We start from the raw sequence: 19516 nt of genomic DNA, 5'->3' as shown, positions 1-19516 counted from the left end.
CGAACGTCAGAGGGCCGGTGCCTGGTCGAGCAGCGGTGCGCCCCACCGGTCGAGGAAGCCGGCCTCGACGGCCGCGCCGACCTTGTACAGCCGGTCGTCGGCCATCGCCGGGGCGATGATCTGCAGGCCCACGGGCAGGCCGTCCTCCGGTGCGAGACCGCAGGGCAGCGACATGGCCGCGTTGCCCGACAGGTTCGACGGGATGGTGCACAGGTCCGCGAGGTACATCGCCATCGGGTCGTCGGCGCGCTCGCCGATCGGGAACGCCGTGGTGGGTGTGGTGGGCGAGATGAGCACGTCCACCTGGCCGAAGGCTGCGTCGAAGTCGCGCGTGATGAGCGTGCGGACCTTCTGCGCAGAGCCGTAGTAGGCGTCGTAGTAGCCCGAGGAGAGGGCGTACGTGCCGAGCATGATGCGGCGCTTGACCTCGGGGCCGAAACCGGCCTCGCGGGTGAGCGACATGACCTGCTCGGCCGAGTTCTCGCCGTCGTCGCCGACACGCAGGCCGAAGCGCATCGCGTCGAAGCGGGCCAGGTTGGACGAGGCCTCGGACGGGGCGATGAGGTAGTACGCGGGCAGGGCGTACGTGAAGTTCGGGCAGGAGACCTCGACGATCTCCGCGCCGAGTCCACGCAGCAGTTCCACGGAGTCGTTGAACCGCTCCATGACTCCGGCCTGGTAGCCCTCGCCGCCGAACTCCTTGACGATGCCGATGCGCAGGCCGCGGACGTTGCCGTTGCGGGCCGCCTCGACGACCGCCGGGACCGGCGCGTTGATGGACGTGGAGTCCATCGGGTCGTAGCCGGCGATGGCCTCGTGCAGCAGGGCCGCGTCCAGGACCGTACGGGCGCAGGGGCCGCCCTGGTCGAGGGAGGACGAGAAGGCGATCAGGCCGTAGCGGGAGACCGCGCCGTACGTCGGCTTGACGCCGACGGTGCCGGTGACGGACGCCGGCTGGCGGATGGAGCCGCCGGTGTCGGTGCCGATCGCCAGGGGCGCCTCGTAGGCGGCGAGCGCGGCGGCCGAACCGCCGCCGGAGCCGCCGGGGATGCGGGTGAGGTCCCACGGGTTGCCCGTCGGGCCGTACGCGCTGTTCTCGGTGGACGACCCCATGGCGAACTCGTCCATGTTGGTCTTGCCGAGGATGACGAGGTCGGCCTGCTTGAGGCGGGCGGTCAGCGTCGCGTCGTACGGCGGCTTCCACCCCTCGAGGATCTTCGATCCGCAGGTGGTGGGGACGCCCTTCATCGTGAAGACGTCCTTGAGCGCGAGCGGGACACCGGCCAGCGGGCCGAGCGCCTCCCCCTTAGCGCGCTTGGCGTCGACGCGCTTCGCGGTGGCGAGCGCACCCTCGGTGTCGACGTGCAGGAAGGCGTTGACCTTCTTGTCCACCGCGTCGATGCGGTCCAGGTGCGCCTGGGCGACCTCGACCGCGGAGACGTCACCTGAGGCGATCTTCGCAGCGGTGTCCGCTGCGGTCATCCGGATGATCTGTGTTTCATTCGAAGCAGAAGTCATGGGTGTTAGTCCTCCCCCAGGATCCGCGGTACGCGGAAACGCTGGTCCTCGACAGCCGGCGCACCGGACAGGGCCTGCTCCGGGGTCAGCCCCGGGCGGATCACGTCCGGCCGCATCACGTTGGTCAGCGGCAGGGGGTGCGACGTCGGCGGTACATCGGCTTCGGCGACCTCACTCACGCGGGCGACCGCGTTGATGATGGCGTCGAGCTGTCCGGCGAGGTGGTCGAGTTCCTCGGGGGCCAGCTCCAGCCGCGACAGCCGGGCGAGGTGGGCGACCTCCTCGCGCGTGATGCCAGGCATGCAGCGTTCCTTTGCTCAATTGCTTCGCGAAGCCCGTCCTACGCGATTCGTCCGTTCCGCACGAACCGCTTCGACCGTCGCCTTCGCTACGCGGCCGGACTCCGTCCGGCCCCCTTGCGGGGAGTAGGTGGTTGTCCCCATCCTATGGGCTGGTCTGCGGAGCACTCGCGTGGCTTTCGGGGTGGGGCCCGCGGGCGGCGCAGCGGGCCGCCGGGCCGCGCACCTCGCCCACCCGGTGGCGCAGCAGCCAGGCCGTGGCCTCGTCGCCCGGCAGCGCCTTTGACACCAGCCAGCCCTGGGCGGTGTCGCACCCCATGTCGCGCAGGCGTTCGTACGTGACGCGGTCCTCGACACCTTCGGCGACCACCCGCAGGCCCAGCGAATGGGCCAGGTCGATTGTCGACCGTACGATCGCCTCGTCTTCGGTGTCGTGCACCAGACGGGCCACGAAGGACCGGTCGATCTTGATCTCGCTCACCGGGATGTGCCGCAGGTGCACCAGCGACGAGTAGCCGGTCCCGAAGTCGTCCAGGGACAGCCGCACGCCCAGGACGCGCAGCGCGGCGAGGACCTCCGCCGCCCTGTTCGGTTCCTCGAGCAGGACCCGTTCGGTGATCTCCAGGGACAGCGACTGGGCCGGCACGCCGTGCCTGGCGAGGCGGGCGGCGATGGTGGTGGCGAACGCGGGGGCGTGGATGTCCCGGGCGGAGATGTTGACCGCGACGGGCACGTCCAGGCCCTCCTGGCGCCAGCGGCCCATCTGGGCCAGCGCCAGGTCGATGACGTAGCCGGTCAGCCGGGGCATCAGTCCGGTCTGTTCGGCGAGCTGGACGAACTCCTCAGGTGAGACGTAGCCGCGTTCGGGGTGCCGCCAACGCACGAGCGCCTCGCAGCCGTCCACCCGGCCGTCGGTGAAGGCCACCTTCGGCTGGTAGTGCAGTTCGACCTGCCCGGCGTCCAGCGCCCGGCGCAGGTCGCCGAGCAGCAGCAGCCGTTCCTTCGTGTTGTCGTCCCTGGCGGTCTCGTACACCTCGACGCCCCGCGCGGAGCGTTTGGCGAGGTACATCGCCACATCGGCGTGCTGGAGCAGGGACGGCACATCGTGGGCGTGGTCGGGGAACACCGCCAGGCCCGCGCAGGCTTCGGTGTCCAGCACCAGTTCGTCGAGTTCGAAGGGCTCCGCGAGGGCGTCCACCATCGTCTGGGCCACCCGCACCGCCGCGTCCTGGACGCACGCGGTGTCGGCGTCGACGTTGGCCCGGCCCCCCGTGGCGTTGCGGAAGACACCCAGCCATTCGACTCCGGACCGTTCCTCGGGCGAAGGGCCGGTCAGGAGTACGGCGAACTCGTCCGCGCCGAGCCGGGCGACCGTCGCCCCGGGCGGGGCCAGCCTGCACAGCCGCGCGCCCACCTGTTTCAGCAGCCGGTCCCCGGCGAGATGGCCGAGGGTGTCGTTGACCTGGTGGAACCGGTGCAGGTCCAGGACGACCAGGGCGACCTGGCCGCCCTGTGCGGACGCCTCGCCCAGCGCCTGCTCGGCCCGCTCGGTGAGCAGCCGACGGTTGGGCAGTTTGGTCAGCGGGTCGTGCCTGGACTGCTGCTCCTGGTCGATGACCGACAGGATGCTGCGGTGCGCCGCGTGCAGGGGGACCACGAACAGCGGCAGCATCCAGGGGTGGTCGTGGCAGACGACGGCGATCAGTGGGGCGAAGGCGAGGAACGCCCCTTGCGACACCAGGCGGGAGCGCATCTCGCGGCGGACGATCGTCCGCATCCGCACGCCCCGCCAGCTGGCCCGGACCATCCATCCTGAACTCTGGGTGACGGCGACCAGGACGACCCCCGCGACGACGACGGCCGGCAGGTCGGCCACGCCCAGCGCGCGGGAGGTGTGCGGGCCCGGGGCGATGCCGAAGGCGAGCAGGGCCGTCCCGGCGGCGAAGTACGCCAGGGCGTAGTTGCCGACTATGAAGCAGATCCGCCACCACGCCTCGCGGCGCAGCACGCCGGTGATGGTGACCGCGAGCGCCTGCCACAGGGCCCCCACCGGCCAGCCGTGCACGAGGGTGAGCGCAAAGCACAGGGCCACGGTGGGGGTGGCACCCGGGACGTAAATGCCACGTTTGGTCAGGCCGATGTGCAGCCCTTCGACGACGCACATGCCGAGGATCAGCCAGGGGCCGGTCTCGTCGGCCTTCGGCATTCCTTCGGTGACGAACGTGCGGACGAGGGTGCACACGAGGAGCAGCCCGCCGACGACAGCAACACCGACGGTGTGCCAGACGAAAGCCTGTGGACGTGCCACACGCGACAGGTCCGTCCTGCCGATACGGCGCATCCGTTTACCCCCTGGCAGCTGTCGCTGTCCGGGGGCGGCGCTTCCCCGAACAGTGGAAATCGTCCGGTGGCGGGCAGGGGTGCCCGGACGCGCACGGGACGGGCCGGACCCGCCGCGGTCCGGTGTCGTTCGGACACGTGAACACGACGGGTCCCGCCAGGGTAAGGCCCGGTGGACGGGCCGGGGAATCATCCCGGCCACTTTGAAACGGAACGGGCCATTCCGTTAGGGCTGAGGGCGACAACACGCTGACGGATAGTCAGCGACATTCGGGAGTCCCGTCCACCTCGGGCAAATCAGTCCTATTCGGCGATTTGTGCGGCCTCCCGCGCAGCCTGTTCGGCGACCCATTCGCGGGCCGCTTCCGGCCCCTTTTCGAGGAGTACGGAGAACCCTTCGTCGTCGAGGACGGGCAGCCCGAGGGAGAGCGCCTTGTCCGCCTTGGAGCCGGGGTTCCCGCCCACCACGACGAAGTCGGTCTTCTTCGACACCGATCCGGTGACCTTCGCGCCGAGTTGGAGGAGCGCTTCCTTGGAACCGTCCCTGGTGTGGTTCGCCAGGGTGCCGGTGACCACCACGGTCAGCCCGGTGAGCGGCCCGGGGCCGTCTTCCGCCCCCTCGTCGACGAACCGCACCCCGGCGACCCGCCACTTCTCGACGATCACCCGGTGCCAGTCTTCGGCGTACCACTCGACGATGGACTTCGCGACGATCGGGCCGACACCGTCGACCGCGGCGATCTCCTCCTCGGTGGCGGCGAACAGTCGGTCGAGGTCCCGGAAGTGCCGGGCGATCTCGCGGGCCGTGCTGTCGCTCACGTGCCTGATCGAGAGTGCTGTGATCACCCGGAAAAGCGGCTGTCGTTTCGCCTTTTCGAGATTGGCGAGAAGTGTCTCAACGAGCTTCTTCGGCTTCCCATCCTTGTTTGCGAAGAAAGTGACGATTTTCTCTTCGCCGGTCTTCGGGTCGATCTTAGGAAGACCGGAATCCTGCTCCCGGACGATCACCTTGATGGGGAGGAGCTGTTCGGCCGTCAGAGTGAACAGGCCGCCCTCGTCGGCCATCGGCGGGGTGGCCGGTTCCAGCGGCTGGGTCAGCGCGGTGGCCCCGACGTAGCCGATCCCTTCGATGTCGAAGGCCTTGCGTCCGGCCAGGAAGAACAGCCGCTCGCGCAGCTGTGCGGGGCAGTAGCGGGCGTTGGGGCAGCGCAGGTCGACGTCGGCCTCCTTCATCGCCCGCAGTTCCGTGCCGCAGTCCGGGCAGTTCGCCGGCATGACGAACTCGCGTTCGGAGCCGTCCCGCAGGTCGACCACCGGGCCGAGGATCTCCGGGATCACGTCACCGGCCTTGCGCAGCACCACCGTGTCGCCGATGAGCACACCCTTGGCCTTGACCACGTCCTGGTTGTGCAGGGTCGCCCGTTCGACCACCGAGCCGGCTACGGTCACCGGTTCCATCACCGCGTACGGGGTCACCCGCCCGGTCCGGCCGACGCCGACGACGATGTCCAGGAGCTTGGTGTTGACCTCCTCCGGGGGGTACTTCCAGGCGATCGCCCAGCGGGGCGCGCGGGAAGTCGAACCGAGCCGCCCCTGGAGGGGGATCTCGTCGACCTTGACTACGATGCCGTCGATCTCGTGTTCGACCGAGTGCCGGTTCGCGCCGAACTCCGCGATGAACTCCTCGACTTCGGCGAGCGTCTTGACCGTCTTGTTGTGCTTGGCGGTCGGCAGGCCCCAGGCCCGCAGTTTGTCGTAGGCGTGCGACTGGCAGTCGATGTCGAAGCCGCGGCGCGCGCCGATGCCGTGCACGACCATGTGCAGCGGCCGGGTCGCGGTGATCCGCGGGTCCTTCTGCCGCAGGCTGCCCGCGGCGGCGTTGCGCGGGTTGGCGAACGGCTGCTGGGGCAGGGCCCGCGTGCGCAGGTCCTTGGCCTTGAGCCCGACGTTCTCCTCTTCGGTCGCGGCGCGCGCGGCGACCAGGCCGGCGTTGAGCTCGGCGAACTTCTCCATCGGGAAGAACACCTCGCCGCGGACCTCCACAAGCGACGGGATGTCGTGCCCGCCGTCGTCGCGCAGCTCGTCGGGGATCTCGGCGATGGTCCGGACGTTCGCGGTGATGTCCTCGCCGACCCGCCCGTCGTCGCCACGGGTGGCGGCCCGGACGAGCCGCCCGTCCTCGTACAGCAGGTTGACCGCGAGGCCGTCGACCTTCAGCTCGCACAGGTAGTGGAACTCCTCGCCGATCTCCCGGCGCACCCGCTCGTCCCACTCGCGCAGTTCGTCCGGGTCGAAGGCTTTGTCGAGGCTGAGCATGCGCTCGACGTGCTCGACCTTCTCGAACGTGGTGTCGTACGAGCCGCCGACCTTCTGCGTCGGGGAGTCCGGCGTGCGCAGGGCCCCGTACTCCTCCTCGACCGCCTCAAGCTCGCGCATGAGCTTGTCGAACTCGCCGTCGCTGATGCTCGGCAGGTCCTTGACGTAGTACCGGAACCGGTGGTCCTCGATGTCCTGTGCCAGCACGCGCCACTTCTCGCGCACTTCGGCGGGGATATCCCCGACACCCGTCAGACCTGCACCACTCGTCGGACCAGCCACGTTGTGAACCTCCAGCGTCAACCGGCCCGGGGGTCAGGCCACGTCTTCGAACACGACTTTGAACACGACTTTGAACACGGCGTTGAACACGACTGTGAATGCGCTCAACTGTTTGCTTCCTCGTTCAGCGCCTGGGCGACGGCGGCGCTCTGCTTGAGCGCGCTGCGGGCGTACGCCGGGGAGGCCCCGGCCAGTCCGCAGGTCGGTGTCACCGCGATCGCCTCCGTCAGCCGCTGTGGACGGAAGCCGAGGCGGTGCCCCAGCGCCAGCACGCCGTCCACCAGGTTCTTGACGCTACCGGTCGGCTCCGACACTGTTCCACTTCCGCCGCCCGCCCTTGCGCCCAACGAGGGACCCCCGGCCGAGGGGCCCCCTGCTCCGGAACCCCCTGCCCCGGAACTCCCTGCCGCGGCGGCTCCCGTCGAGGGGACGATGCCGAACATGAAGCCCGTGCCGGATTCGACTGCTTCGGCGAAGGCCTCCTCAGCGCGTCCTATCAGGAAGGTCGCGTCCAGGGAGACCGCCGAGGCACCAGCTTCGCGCAGAAGCTGCACCGGAACATCGGGTGCGCAGCAATGGACGGCCACAGGTACTCCCACGGCGTCGATGACCGTGCGCAGCCGCTCCCGTGCCACCGCGATGTCGATCACCCGGAGCCGGCTGAAGCCGCTCGCGGTCGGCACCGCGCCGGCCAGCACGGCGGGCAGCGCGGGTTCGTCGAGCTGCAGCAGGAGCTGCGCGCCCGGGATGCGCCGCCGGACCTCCGCGACGTGGTGCTTCAGTCCTTCGGCCAGCGAGTCCGCGAGGTCCCGGCTGGCCCCCGGGTCGGCGAGGGCCTTGTCCCCGTACAGCAGCTCGATCGTCGCCGCGAGGGTCCACGGTCCGGTCGCCTGGATCTTCAACGGGCCCTCGTAGCCCTGGGTGAACTCCTCCAGGACGTCCAGGTCCTGCGCCAGCCACGAGACGGCCCGGCGGGTGTCCCGCCCCGGCCGGTCGACGAACCGCCAGCCGGAGGGCTGCACCTCGGCGTACAGGTCGACGAGCAGTCCCGCCGTCCGCCCGATCATGTCCGCGCCCACACCGCGCTGCGGCAGCTCCGGCAGGAACGGCACGGGAACCAGGTCCTTCACGGCCTTGACTGCTTCCCGTACGTCCTCACCCGGCATGGAACCGACACCCGTCGCACTGCCGACGGGCCACGGATAGACGGTCTTCTGGGGCTCTGCGCTGCTGGTCACAGTGTCGAGCGTACTGACCGGTGGACCAGGGCCCACCTTGTCTCCTGGCGGCAGCCCCACCCTGGGACCAGGGGGTGTCCCCTACTCCCGGGGCATGAGCGGCGGACCACCCTCCAGGCGGACGTAATGTCCGATCCGCCTGCCTACCGTGGAATTACCCGGAGCGGCCGACTGGTCACACAGATCGATATCGCAGCTCGACGACACAGGTCCAATCGCAGCTCGACGACACAGGTCCAGACGCAGATCCATCAGACAAAGGGAGCCACTGCCATGAGCGCCTACGCCCCGTCCCGCACCAGCACCCTCACTCGCCCCCGGCACGGTCGCCTGATCGCCGGTGTGTGCGCGGGCATCGGCCGCCGCTACGGCTGGTCGGCGCGTACGGTCCGGATCGCTTTCCTGGTCTCCTGTCTGCTCCCGGGCCCGCAGTTCCTGATCTACCTCGGCCTGTGGTTGGTGCTGCCGCAGGAAAAGTAATCACGGGCACCAGGAAAAGGCGTGTCGCGTACGGTAAATCCGTACGCGACACGCCTTTCCGGTTTTCAGCCCTTGGCGGCGGCCTTGAGCTTCTCGACCTGCTTCTTGACGAGCTCGGTGTCGGGCGCCTTGTCACTGAGCGTCCCGAACTGCGCAAGTGTGCCACCGACGCGGACGGTCACGTAGACGCCCGGGTAGCTTTCGCCGTCCATCGTGGTGGTGTACTTCAGCGCGAGGGTGCCGTCCCCAAGCTCCGGGAAGTCCGCCTTGGCGACTTTGAAGGTCACTTCGCCATCCGCGGTCGCACCCTTGAACTCCGTGCAGGACTTCACGGCTTCAGCGGAGGTGGAAAGCGCCGCGGCGGCATCGCCGCCCTTCGGTGCGATCAGGCTGACGGCCAGGATGTTCGACAGGTCGCTCGTCGCGGCCTGGACGACCATGCCGGTGTTCACCGGGTCGGTGGCAACGGCGAGCAGCGTGGCGATCGGCTGGCAGGAAGCGGGATCGGCCTTCGGAGTCGGCGCGGACTTCGCTGCCGTCGCCGCCAGCGGCACGCCGGCCTCATCGGCTGTCAGCAGCGCCGCCTTCAGCTGAGCGGCGGTGAGCGCCTTGGCCGCGACCGGAGCGGCGGCGGCCGTCGTAGGCGCGGTCGACGCCCCACCCGCCGCAGCCTGCGGTGCCGAAGCCGCCGGCGCGGAAGGAACGGCAGAAGCCGTGTCCTTCTTCTTGTCGTCTCCACCACAAGCGGCAGCGGACAGCAGGACAGGAACGATGACAGCGGCGCCGAGCAGGCGACCACGGAATGCACGCACTATGGATTTTCCCCCACAGGAAAGTTCTGCTGACAATCAGACAGATCGGCAACTTTACCCAACCTTGAGGACAGAAACACCAGTCATTTAGAAGAGCAGGGATGAACAAATCACCACAACAGGGAAAGCAGACACCCAAAGGGGCGTGTCGGCTGCGTCACACCCGACACGCCCTCCGAGATCTCACGTTGACAGCGCACCGCCCACTGCGGCCGGTCAGTTCGTGTACGCCTGCCCCACCGCGCGCCCCAGCTCACGGCGCATCAGGTAGAACGCCGCGCTGTGCGGTTCGGCCCCGTGCTCCATGGTGTAGCCCGTCCGCAGTTCGGGCCCGCCGTTGCGGGGCAGCGGGAACATCCGCCCCAAGGTGGGCTCCGCCGCGACCAGGTCGTCGCGGTCGGCGAGGTTGACCCAGCGTTCGACGTACATCGGCGCCTGCGGTGGCTGCGGCCGCAGCCACGAGTCGACGACGGTGTCCGGGCCGAGCGGAGAGCCGACGGTGATCAGCAGCGGCAGCGGCCTGCGCAGCCGGTGCGCGAGTTCGTACGCGACCAGGGCGCCGAGCGAGTGGCCGATGACCACTCTGGTGTCGAAGCCGATCTCACTGCCGACCCGCTCCAGGACCGACTCCCGCGTCCCCTCGTCCGTCAGATAGCGGGTGATCTGTGACAGTGCCTTGTTGACAAAAGTGCCCGCGGAGCCGGGGCCGTCGGCGGCGAACCAGCGCAACCCCGAAAGGCCGCAGGTGGGTGAGAGTACGACGGTGCGCCCGGTGGCGTCCGGGCCGCCCTCCAGGCGGGCGATCTCCCGGGTCGCCCGCTGTCGCTCCGGCGGTGCGGAGCTGCGGTGGGCGGCGCGCTCGAGCCACTCGCGGCCGAGCCGGTCGGCGACCTCGTGTTGGGCGTCGCCCTCTTCTCCACCCCCGTGGGCGGGGTGACGGCGCAGCAGATCACCGTAGAAGGCCATCTTGGCGTCGACCCCACGACGGGTGTGGCGGTACTTCCAGATCCGGTCGGCGATCTCCGGATAGCCTGCGGCCTGCACTCCGCGGGCCAGCGGGCGCAGCCAGTCCTCTTCGAGCAGTCCGGCGGTCTTGTACTCCTGCGCGATCCCGTGCACCAGCACGATGGCGGCCATCGTGTCCCCTCCCGTACCCCCGAGCGGTTTCGATCGTCCCGGGTCGACGGGGTGCAATGGCCCGGGGCGTGCCGCGTTCGACCGGGCCGGCGCGGGGAACGCTGGCCAGAAAGTCGATGCGCAGAGTTCTCCTACCCAGCCAGTAACGAGTGTTGACATTTATGTGAGCATCAACGTTCGTGGGCACAACGGCGCTTGGGGCGCGACGGGGGGCCTGAAGGGGTGTCAGCAGGCGCTCAAGGGGTGTCGATCACGGTGGAGCGACTGTGGAAAAAGGTTTCGCTGAAGCGTTGACACGGCGATGACGAAGCACTGGCAGCCCGAATCGCCCGGGTTCGCCCGACCGGGAACCGCCGGGGGTCAGGAAGTCGCGTTGATGGTCGCCGAGCCGATGACCCGCGGCCCGTCGTACAGCACCACGGCCTGTCCGGGCGCGATGCCCCGGGCCGGGACGCCGAGCTTGACGAGCACCTCGTCGCCGACGATCTCGGCGACGGCGGGGTGCTCCTCCCCGTGGGCCCGCAACTGCACGGTGCACTCGAGGACACCGGTCGGCGCGGGGCCGCACCAGCGCGGCTTGATGCCGGTCAGCGCGTGCACGTCCAGCGCTTCCGCGGGCCCGACCACGACCCTGTTGTCCACCGGGGAGATGTCCAGGACGTAGCGCGGCTTGCCGTCGTCGGCCGGGATCCCGATGCGCAGGCCCTTGCGCTGACCGACGGTGTATCCGTACGCGCCGTCGTGCTCGCCGAGCTTGGTCCCCTCGCGGTCGACGATGTCACCGGGCCGGCTGCCCAGTCGCGTCGCGAGAAAGCCCTGGGTGTCGCCGTCGGCGATGAAGCAGATGTCGTGGCTGTCGGGCTTCTTGGCGACGGCGAGGCCGCGCTCCGCGGCCTCGACGCGGACGTCACCCTTGGTGTCGCCGCCGAGGGGGAACAGCGCGTGCGCGAGCTGGTCCTCGTCGAGCACACCCAGGACGTACGACTGGTCTTTGGCGGGGTCCACCGAGCGGTGCATCTCGCGGGTGCCGTCCGGCCGCTCCACGATCTGCGCGTAGTGGCCGGTGCACACCGCGTCGAAGCCCAGCGCGAGCGCCTTGTCAAGCAGCGCGGCGAACTTGATCTTCTCGTTGCAGCGCAGGCACGGGTTGGGGGTACGCCCCGCTTCGTACTCGTTGAAGAAGTCCTCGACGACGTCCTCGCGGAACCGCTCGGCCATGTCCCACACGTAGAACGGGATGCCGATGACGTCGGCGGCCCGGCGGGCGTCGCGGGAGTCCTCCAGGGTGCAGCAGCCCCGGGCCCCGGTCCGGAAGGACTTCGGGTTCGCCGACAGGGCCAGGTGAACACCGGTGACCTCGTGCCCGGCGGCGTGCGCGCGGGCGGCGGCGACGGCGGAGTCGACACCGCCGGACATGGCGGCGAGTACGCGCAGGGGCTTGATCGGGGTCTGCTCAGTCATGATGTGTCCAGGGTACGTGGTGCCCGCGAGCGGTTTTCCCGGCAGCCCGCACACCCGCCTTTTCTTGATCCGGTGACGCGGTGTCGCGCGATCCGCGATACCGCGTCACCGGATCAAGAACGCCGGGACTCCAGCGGTACCCCAGCACCCCAGCACTCCAGCACCGTTTCAGCGCCGCTGCGCCGCCAGGCCCGCGCTGCGCGCCCGGTCCACCACCGGCACGATCACGTCGATCAGCTCGTCCACCTCAGCGGCGGTGCTGGTGTGCCCCAGGCTGAACCGCAGCGACCCGCGGGCGTGGTCCTCGTCGGCGCCCAGTGCGAGGAGCACATGCGACGGCTGGGCTACGCCGGCGGAGCACGCCGACCCGGTCGAGCACGCGATGCCCTTGGCGTCCAGCAGGAGCAGCAGCGAGTCGCCCTCGCAGCCGGGGAACGAGAAGTGCGCGTTGCCGGGCAGCCGGTGGGTCGCGTCCAGGCACGGGTCGCCGTTGAGGCGGGCCTCGGGCACGGCCAGTCGCATCCGTTCGACCAGGTTGTCCCGGAGCCCTCCGACATATGCGGCGAACTGCGGCTGTTCCCGTACGGCGATCTCAATCGCGGCGGCGAAGGAAGCGATCGCCGGCACGTCGAGGGTCCCGGAGCGCACATCGCGCTCCTGGCCGCCGCCGTGCAGGATCGGCACGGGGGTGATGGACCGGCTGAGCAGCAGCGCGCCGACACCGACCGGGCCGCCGCACTTGTGCGCGGTCACGGTCATCGCGTCCAGGCCGGACGCGGTGAAGTCCACGGGAACCTGGCCGACGGCCTGCACCGCGTCGGAGTGGAACGGGATGTCGTACTCGTGCGCGATGTCGACCAGCTCACGGACGTCCTGGACCGTGCCGACCTCGTTGTTGGCCCACATGACCGTCACCAGGGCGACGGAGCCGGGGTCGCGTTCGATGGCCGTACGGAGGGACTCCGGCGTGACGCGGCCGTGGCCGTCCACGTCGAGCCACTCCACGACCGCGCCCTCGTGGCGGCCCAGCCACTCGACGGGGTCGAGCACGGCGTGGTGCTCGACCCGGCCGCACAGCACGCGTCGGCGGGCCGGGTCGGCGTCGCGCCGGGCCCAGAAGATCCCCTTGACGGCGAGGTTGTCGGCCTCGGTGCCGCCGCCGGTGAAGACGATCTCGCTGGGCCGGGCGCCGAGCGCGTCCGCGAGTGCCTCACGGGACTCCTCGACGACGCGTCTGGCCCGCCGCCCGGGGGCGTGCAGGGATGACGGATTGCCGATGTCGGCGAGGTGCCCGGTCATGACCGAGATCGCCTCGGGCCGCATCGGGGTGGTGGCAGCGTGATCGAAGTAAGCCATGGCGAGACACGAGTCTAATCCGCCGGGGTCCGGGCCCTGGGCACCCGTAGTGCTTTGCGGTTGATCCGGCCGTAGCGCGGGCCGCCGGGCAGCAGCCGCTCGGCGGTCAGCCGTACGGCCAGGACGGTCGGCCACCACATGTTCCTGGCCAGGCGGGCGGACAGAACGTCCGCCTCCGGTGCGTCCGGGCGGCGTTTGTACGTCAGAGGTTGCTGGATCTCCCACACGCCTCTGACCAACGCGCGAGACGGCCCGAAGGGCACGCTTTCAGTACTCGCCTCCGGAGGCGGTCGAGTCACGGCGCCAGGCGCGGGGCGCGCGCCAGCCGCGGCGGAGTGCGACGACACGCAGCCCGAACGCCAGGGTCACGGACAGCGTCCCGGTGACCGGCGTGAAGTGGTCGGTCCTGATCAGGACTGCGGTGAGCGACGCCCCGAGCAGCGCCGGGAAGGTGTAGATCTCCTTGTCCCAGCGCAGCACCACGGGCACTTCACGGGCCAGGACGTCGCGCAGGACGCCGCCGCCGACCGCCGTGGTGATGCCCAGGAATGTGGCCGGAACCGGTTCCAGGCCCCACGCGAGGGCCTTGGCCGTGCCGGTGACGGAGAACAGGCCGAGTCCCACCGCGTCCAGGACGTCGATGGTCATAGCGATCCGTTCCACCTGGGGGTGCAGGAAGAACACCAGGACCGCCGCGATGATCGGAGTCAGGAACAGCCCGAGGTCGGTGAACGCCGCCGGCGGCGACGCACCGATGATCAGGTCGCGGATCACTCCGCCGCCCAGTGCGGTGACTTCGGCGAGCAGCACGATGCCGACGAGGTCGAAGTTCTTCCGTACGGCCAGGAGCGCGCCGGAGACGCCGAAGACGAAGACGCCCGTCAGGTCGAGGATCTGCTGGAGGTTGTGGTGGAAGACCTCCGGCGGGGCTGCGGGTGCGGCCGCGAGGACGGACTGGACGGTTTGGACAGCCTGTGACATAAGGCGTGTTTTACACCACACCTGTTGGAGGCTCGGTCACTGGTCGGGTGAGATTGCGCTGCCATCACCTTCCGGAGCGGTCGAAGAGTGTACGGATTTCCCGGGTGCGACGGCGACGTTCTCCGGAAAATGGCAGGCCACCTGGTGTCCGGGGGCCAGCTTCTCCAACGGCGGCTCCATCGTCCGGCACACCTCCTGCGCCTTCCAGCAGCGGGTATGGAACCGGCAGGCCGGCGGCGGGTCGAGTGGTGAGGGGACGTCGCCGGTGAGCAGGATCCGCCCGGTGCGCTCGGTGCGCCGCTTCGGGTCGGGGACGGGCACCGCCGACATCAGGGCGACCGTGTACGGGTGCATCGGCGCCTTGTACAGCGCCTCCCGGTCGGCCAGTTCGACGATCTTCCCCAGGTACATCACCGCGACCCGGTCGCTGATGTGCCGGACGACGGACAGGTCGTGGGCGATCACCAGGTAGGTCAGCCCGAAATCGTCCTGCAGGTCGTCGAGCAGGTTGACCACCTGCGCCTGGATCGACACGTCGAGCGCCGAGACGGGCTCGTCGGCGACGATCAGGCGCGGGCGCAGCGCCAGGGCCCTGGCGATGCCGATGCGCTGTCGCTGGCCGCCGGAGAACTCGTGCGGGTAGCGGTTGTAGTGCTCGGGGCTGAGCCCGACCAGTTCGAGCAGGTCCTGGACGGTCTGCTTGACCCCGGCGTCGGGGGTGACCTTCTGGAGCCGGAAGGGCTGGCCGACGATGGTGCCGACGGTGTGCCTCGGGTTCAGTGACGAGTACGGGTCCTGGAAGATCATCTGGAAGTCACGGCGCAGCGGTCGCAGTCGGCGCTGGCTCAGTGTCGAGATGTCCGTACCGTCGAATTCGACGCTGCCCGACGTCGGGTCGAGGAGCCGGGTGACCAGGCGGCCCGTGGTGGACTTCCCGCAGCCGGACTCGCCGACCAGGCCGAGTGTCTCGCCGGGCCGGATGTCGAAGTCGAGGCCGTCCACGGCCTTGACCGAGCCGGACCGCCCGAAGCCCGTCCGGATCGGGAAGTGTTTGCGCAGGCCGCGTACGCGCAGCAGGGGTGCTTCGTTTTCGAACGCGTCCGCCCCGGCCGGATCAGCCCCGGGCGCGTCCCCTTTGGACAGGTCAACTGTGGTCACGTCGCTCCTCTGAGCTGCTACTGAGTCGCTGCTGAGTCGCTTACGCGATACGCGGTCGCACGTCTTCGTTCCAGATCCGGGCCCGGTCGGCCGGGTCGAGGTGGCAGGCGGTGCGGTGGCCGTCGGCGATCTCGGCCAGCGGCGGGACTTCGGTGCGTTCGCGTCCGCCGTTCAGGTCGGCGTACGGGCAGCGCGGGTGGAACGCGCACCCGCCGGGCACCTGGATGAGGCTGGGCGGGCTGCCGGTGATGGGCAGCAGCCGGTCGGTGCGTTCGCGGTCGAGGCGGGTGAGGGAACCGAGCAGACCCCAGGTGTACGGGTGCCGCGGTTCGGTGAAAACGGTGTCCGCGGTGCCGTGTTCGATGGGTTTCCCGGCGTACATGACCAGGACGTCGTCGGCGAGTTCGGCGACCACCCCGAGGTCGTGGGTGATCATGATGACCGCGGAGCCGAACTCCTGTTGCAGGTCGCGGATCAGGTCGAGGATCTGCGCCTGCACGGTGACGTCCAGGGCCGTGGTGGGTTCGTCGGCGATGAGCAGCTGCGGGTCGCACGACAGTGCCATGGCGATCATCGCGCGCTGCCGCATGCCGCCGCTGAACTGGTGCGGGAAGTCGTTGACACGTTCGGCCGGTTTGGGGATGCCGACGCGGCCGAGCAGGTCCACGGCGTGTGTGTGGGCCTGCTTCTTCGTCACTTCGTTGTGGATGCGGTAGGCCTCGATGATCTGGTGGCCGACGGTGTAATACGGGTGCATCGAGGACAGCGGGTCCTGGAAGATCATGGCCATCGTCCGCCCGCGCATCTTCCGTACGGACTCCTTCGGGGCGCGCACCAGTTCGGTGCCGTCGAGCCATATCTCGCCGCTGATGCGCGCGTTGGTCCCGGCGTGCAGGCCCATGACCGCAAGTGAGGTGACGGACTTCCCGGAGCCGGATTCACCGACGATGCCGAGGGTGCGTCCGCGTTCGAGTGCGAAGGAGACCCCGTCGACGCTGCGGACGAGACCGTCGTCGGTCGGGAAGTGCACGGCGAGGTCCCGTACTTCGAGGAAGTGGCCGGACGGCGGTCCGGCGGGCGGGAGTTCGACCGGCCGGCCCTTGCGGGTCCGGCGGGAGAACCGCGTCCGGGAGGTCCCGGCGTCGGCGGTCTTCCGGTCGCCGGCCGTCAGCCGGCCGCCAGCCGTCTGGTCATCAGTCTTCCGGTCTTCAGTCTTCCGGTCTTCAGTCGTCATCTGATCTTCACCCTGGGGTCGACGACGGCGTACAACAGGTCCACGACTAGGTTGGCGACGACCACGAACAGCGCCACCACAAGCGTGACACCGAGGATCTCCGGCAGGTCCTGCTGCTCGATGGCGTCGACGGCGAACTTGCCGAGCCCCGGCAGCGAGAAGGTCTTCTCGGTCAGCACCGCGCCGCCGATGAGCAGGCCGAAGTCCATCCCGAAGATGGTGAGGATCGGGGTGAGGGCGGCCCGCAGCCCGTGTTTGACCACGACGTCGCGTTCGCGCAGGCCTTTGGCCCTGGCCGTACGGATGTAGTCCTCGTTCATGGTTTCGAGCATCCCGGCACGGGTCAGCCGGGCGTACAGCGCCGCGTAGAGGAACGCCAGGCTCAGCCAGGGCAGCACGAGGTTCCACGCCCACGACGCCGGATTGTCGGTGAACGCCACGTAGTGCACGTTCTCGAATATGGGGATCTTGTAGCTGAACAGCAGGAGCGCCAGCGAGCCGGTGAAGAAGATCGGCAGGGAGACTCCGGCGAGCGCGACGCTCATCGACATTCGGTCCAGTACGCTGCCGCGGCGCAGCGCGGACAGCACCCCGATGCCGACTCCGGAGACCAGCCAGATCACCGACGCGCCGACCGCGAGGGAGAAGGTCACCGGGATACGGTCCTTCACCCGGGGCCACACCTCCAGGTGGTTGCGGAACGAATAACCCATGCACGGCCGGTCGCAGTGCACGGTCCGCACGCCGGTGTCGTAGTCGGCGCCGGCCACCACACCCTTGACGAACCGTCCGTACTGGACGACCAGGGGCTTGTCGAGGCCGAGCCCCTTCTTGACCTCGGCGACGGCCTCGGGCGTGGGGGCCTTGCCGACGTAGCGGATGGCGAGCTTGTCGGTGTCGGCCCCGGCCAGTCTCGGAACCAGGAAGAAGATGGCGAAGACCGTCAGTGTGACGACCAGCATGAGCGCGACCGCGGCGGCGAGGCGGCGGAGCAGGTACCAGAGCACAACGGCCCTCCCAGTGCGGGAGGGGTCGTTTCGCGGCCCCTCCCGAACCTCAGCTCTTCGTTGCGTACGGAATCAGCGTTTGACGCCGATCTGGGAGTAGTCGAACTGGCCCGTGTAGGCGGGTGTGGTGAACACGTTGGTCAACTGGGGCCCGCGGTAGAGCAGTTGCTTCTCCCAGATGAACGGCACCATGACGGCGCTGTCCATGACCTTCTGGTCGATCTGCACCCAGTACTGCGCCTGCTGCACCGGGTCGAGCGTCGAACTCGCGGTGTCGATCAGCTTGTTGATCTCGGGGTCGTTCAGCTCCGGCAGGTTCGTGCCGCCGGACGGCTTGATCGCGCGGCCGTCGACGATCTGCTGGAAGAATCCGTACTGGGTCGGGAAGTCCGGGCCCCAGCGCATCATCATCAGGCCGACCTTGTTCTGGTGGACCCAGTCCGGCACGCCGGCGAACTGGCCGAAGTAGTCACCGGAGGGGAACTGCTGGATCTCGACGTTGACGTTGATCTTCTTCAGCGCCTGCTGCAGGGCGGTCGCGGCGGCGACCTCCTTGGGCCGGTTGTTCCGGGCCGTCAGCTTGGTGGAGAAGCCCTTCTCCTGCCCGCACTGCTTCAGTTCGTCCTTGGCCTTTGCGACGTCGCCCTTGTTCCCCTTGGCCTGCGGGTAGGGGTCTGAGGCCTTGGAGGACGGGAAGATCGGCGGCATCGCGTTGGTGGCGATGGCGCCGCCGGTCGGGCCGCCCCAGGCGAGCTGCATCGCGGACTTGTCGATCGCGTACTGCACGGCGCGCCGGCAGTGCACGTTGTCGAACGGCGGGACCGTGGTGGCGATCGCGATGTACGCCAGCGAGCCGGCGACCGGGTTGTCGGTGTTGGCGGCGAGCTTCTTGTCCTGCAGGACCCGGGACTGCGCCTGTGCCTGGAGGCCGAGGCCTTCGATGTCGAAGTCGGCTGTGCCGGCGAGGATCCGGTTGTCGATGTCGTTCGGTTCCTGCTTCTCCAGGAGTTCGATCCGGTCGGGCAGTGCCTTGCGGATCGGGTCGCTCTTCGGGTCCCACGCGGGGTTGCGGACCAGGTTCATCTGCTTACCGGGCTCGTAGTTGCCTTCGACCATGTACGGGCCGGTGGCGACCGGGTGCTTGATGTACTCCTTGCCGGTGTCCTTCTTCTGCGGGACCGGTGCGGTCTGCGGCAGCGTCGCCAGGTGGTTGAAGTCGGCGAACGGCTGGTTGAGTTTGAAGATGATCGACAGGTCGTCCGGCGTCTCGATCGCGGTGAGGCCCAGCTTGTCGGGCGCCGGGTCCTTGTACGGGCCGGGGTACTTCGGGTCGAGGAGGGTCTTGAAGTAGGCCGGTCCCTGGGACAGCACACTCTGGTCGAAGGTCCGCTCGACCGCGTACTTCACGTCCTTGGAGGTGACGGGCGAGCCGTCCTCGAACTTGATGCCGGGGCGGAGTTTGAACTTCCAGGTCCGGCCGCCGTCGTCGCTCTTGCCGATGTCCTCCGCGAGGTCGGCCACGACTTCGTTGGAGGCGGTGCCCGGGACCGGCTTGAACGTGGTGAGCGCCCGGAACAGGAGCCGGTCGTAGTTCCACGAGTAGCCGTAGTAAGTGTCGCCGGGGTCGAGCGAGTCGGTCTTGTCGGAGTTGACCAGCTTGAGCGTCCCGCCCCGCTGGTCGGACGGGTTGACCACCTGGGTCAGCCCGCGGTCGTCGGGCTTGTACGTCTTCTTCCCGCTGTCACCCCCGCACGCGGTCATGCCCAGCGCCGCGGCGGCACCGAGCGCGACCAGCGCCTGTGTCCGCCTTCGTGCCAGTATTCGGATCCGAATTCGCATCGAACGCTCCTCAAAACCGATGTCAACGGGAGAACGGATGTCAACGAGTGCGTGAACG

The 19516-nt window shown here is 69.1% G+C and carries 16 protein-coding genes; 1 reads left to right on the top strand and 15 read right to left on the bottom strand.

What is annotated here, in order from left to right:
* Nucleotides 1-6: 6 nt before the first annotated feature.
* From gatA to AC0Z36_RS17695, 5 genes are all read right to left on the bottom strand, one after another.
* Nucleotides 7-1518 (bottom strand): Asp-tRNA(Asn)/Glu-tRNA(Gln) amidotransferase subunit GatA, encoded by a 1512-nt coding sequence (gene gatA / locus AC0Z36_RS17715; protein WP_485463885.1) that lies wholly within the window; start codon nucleotides 1516-1518, stop codon nucleotides 7-9.
* A gap of 5 nt (nucleotides 1519-1523) precedes the next feature.
* Nucleotides 1524-1820 (bottom strand): Asp-tRNA(Asn)/Glu-tRNA(Gln) amidotransferase subunit GatC, encoded by a 297-nt coding sequence (gene gatC / locus AC0Z36_RS17710; protein WP_485463884.1) that lies wholly within the window; start codon nucleotides 1818-1820, stop codon nucleotides 1524-1526.
* 142 nt (nucleotides 1821-1962) lie between these two features.
* The gene (locus tag AC0Z36_RS17705; protein ID WP_485463883.1) at nucleotides 1963-4125 is read right to left on the bottom strand and encodes a putative bifunctional diguanylate cyclase/phosphodiesterase; all 2163 of its coding nucleotides are present in this window, start codon (nucleotides 4123-4125) and stop codon (nucleotides 1963-1965) included.
* Nucleotides 4126-4460: 335 nt separating this feature from the next.
* Nucleotides 4461-6755 carry an NAD-dependent DNA ligase LigA gene (gene ligA / locus AC0Z36_RS17700; protein ID WP_485463882.1) on the bottom strand — a complete coding sequence of 765 codons (2295 nt, stop codon included), beginning with the start codon at nucleotides 6753-6755 and terminating at the stop codon, nucleotides 4461-4463.
* 104 nt (nucleotides 6756-6859) lie between these two features.
* Complete coding sequence (locus AC0Z36_RS17695; RefSeq protein WP_485463881.1) at nucleotides 6860-7993, bottom strand: methionine synthase; 1134 nt, start codon at nucleotides 7991-7993, stop codon at nucleotides 6860-6862.
* A 273-nt stretch (nucleotides 7994-8266) separates the two neighbouring features.
* Between AC0Z36_RS17695 and AC0Z36_RS17690 the strand changes: the two genes are divergently transcribed.
* Nucleotides 8267-8473 (top strand): PspC domain-containing protein, encoded by a 207-nt coding sequence (locus AC0Z36_RS17690; protein ID WP_485463880.1) that lies wholly within the window; start codon nucleotides 8267-8269, stop codon nucleotides 8471-8473.
* A 65-nt stretch (nucleotides 8474-8538) separates the two neighbouring features.
* Here AC0Z36_RS17690 and AC0Z36_RS17685 read toward each other — a convergent pair whose 3' ends face one another.
* The 10 genes from AC0Z36_RS17685 to AC0Z36_RS17640 form a co-directional block, all read right to left on the bottom strand.
* Entirely contained in the window at nucleotides 8539-9285 is a 747-nt protein-coding gene (locus AC0Z36_RS17685; protein ID WP_485463879.1) for a hypothetical protein, read from the bottom strand.
* A 216-nt stretch (nucleotides 9286-9501) separates the two neighbouring features.
* Nucleotides 9502-10422 carry a hypothetical protein gene (locus AC0Z36_RS17680; protein WP_485463878.1) on the bottom strand — a complete coding sequence of 307 codons (921 nt, stop codon included), beginning with the start codon at nucleotides 10420-10422 and terminating at the stop codon, nucleotides 9502-9504.
* Between the two features lie 360 nt (nucleotides 10423-10782).
* Nucleotides 10783-11883, bottom strand: a complete 1101-nt coding sequence (mnmA, locus tag AC0Z36_RS17675) for a tRNA 2-thiouridine(34) synthase MnmA (RefSeq protein WP_485463877.1) — start codon at nucleotides 11881-11883, stop codon at nucleotides 10783-10785.
* 168 nt (nucleotides 11884-12051) lie between these two features.
* Nucleotides 12052-13239: a cysteine desulfurase family protein gene (locus AC0Z36_RS17670; RefSeq protein ID WP_485463876.1), complete on the bottom strand. Its 1188-nt coding sequence runs from the start codon at nucleotides 13237-13239 to the stop codon at nucleotides 12052-12054.
* A 14-nt stretch (nucleotides 13240-13253) separates the two neighbouring features.
* Nucleotides 13254-13466 (bottom strand): hypothetical protein, encoded by a 213-nt coding sequence (locus AC0Z36_RS17665; protein WP_485463875.1) that lies wholly within the window; start codon nucleotides 13464-13466, stop codon nucleotides 13254-13256.
* Between the two features lie 40 nt (nucleotides 13467-13506).
* Nucleotides 13507-14220 (bottom strand): trimeric intracellular cation channel family protein, encoded by a 714-nt coding sequence (locus AC0Z36_RS17660; protein WP_485463874.1) that lies wholly within the window; start codon nucleotides 14218-14220, stop codon nucleotides 13507-13509.
* A gap of 36 nt (nucleotides 14221-14256) precedes the next feature.
* Nucleotides 14257-15378 (bottom strand): ABC transporter ATP-binding protein, encoded by a 1122-nt coding sequence (locus tag AC0Z36_RS17655; RefSeq protein ID WP_485463873.1) that lies wholly within the window; start codon nucleotides 15376-15378, stop codon nucleotides 14257-14259.
* Between the two features lie 40 nt (nucleotides 15379-15418).
* A complete protein-coding gene (locus tag AC0Z36_RS17650; protein ID WP_485463872.1) occupies nucleotides 15419-16612 on the bottom strand; it encodes an ABC transporter ATP-binding protein in 1194 nt (397 codons plus the stop codon).
* On the bottom strand, nucleotides 16609-17619 hold the full coding sequence (locus AC0Z36_RS17645) for an ABC transporter permease (protein WP_485463871.1): 1011 nt from the start codon (nucleotides 17617-17619) through the stop codon (nucleotides 16609-16611). The genes AC0Z36_RS17650 and AC0Z36_RS17645 overlap by 4 nt, the downstream gene beginning before the upstream one ends.
* A 72-nt stretch (nucleotides 17620-17691) precedes the next feature.
* Nucleotides 17692-19458, bottom strand: a complete 1767-nt coding sequence (locus AC0Z36_RS17640; RefSeq protein ID WP_485463870.1) for an ABC transporter substrate-binding protein — start codon at nucleotides 19456-19458, stop codon at nucleotides 17692-17694.
* Nucleotides 19459-19516: the final 58 nt, after the last annotated feature.

It is taken from the genome of Kitasatospora sp. UYEF31, assembly GCF_057291755.1.
The sequence above is the reverse complement of the archived record's forward strand: the minus strand, read 5'-3'. Positions and strand labels throughout refer to the sequence as shown.

What these genes read in the sequence shown, in the direction of transcription:
- gatA (WP_485463885.1), bottom strand. Translation starts at nt 1,518, where the DNA reads ATGACTTCTGCTTCGAATGAAACACAGATCATCCGGATGACCGCAGCG.
- gatC (WP_485463884.1), bottom strand. Translation starts at nt 1,820, where the DNA reads ATGCCTGGCATCACGCGCGAGGAGGTCGCCCACCTCGCCCGGCTGTCG.
- AC0Z36_RS17690 (WP_485463880.1), top strand. Translation starts at nt 8,267, where the DNA reads ATGAGCGCCTACGCCCCGTCCCGCACCAGCACCCTCACTCGCCCCCGG.
- AC0Z36_RS17680 (WP_485463878.1), bottom strand. Translation starts at nt 10,422, where the DNA reads ATGGCCGCCATCGTGCTGGTGCACGGGATCGCGCAGGAGTACAAGACC.
- mnmA (WP_485463877.1), bottom strand. Translation starts at nt 11,883, where the DNA reads ATGACTGAGCAGACCCCGATCAAGCCCCTGCGCGTACTCGCCGCCATG.
- AC0Z36_RS17670 (WP_485463876.1), bottom strand. Translation starts at nt 13,239, where the DNA reads ATGGCTTACTTCGATCACGCTGCCACCACCCCGATGCGGCCCGAGGCG.
- AC0Z36_RS17660 (WP_485463874.1), bottom strand. Translation starts at nt 14,220, where the DNA reads ATGTCACAGGCTGTCCAAACCGTCCAGTCCGTCCTCGCGGCCGCACCC.
- AC0Z36_RS17650 (WP_485463872.1), bottom strand. Translation starts at nt 16,612, where the DNA reads ATGACGACTGAAGACCGGAAGACTGAAGACCGGAAGACTGATGACCAG.
- AC0Z36_RS17640 (WP_485463870.1), bottom strand. Translation starts at nt 19,458, where the DNA reads ATGCGAATTCGGATCCGAATACTGGCACGAAGGCGGACACAGGCGCTG.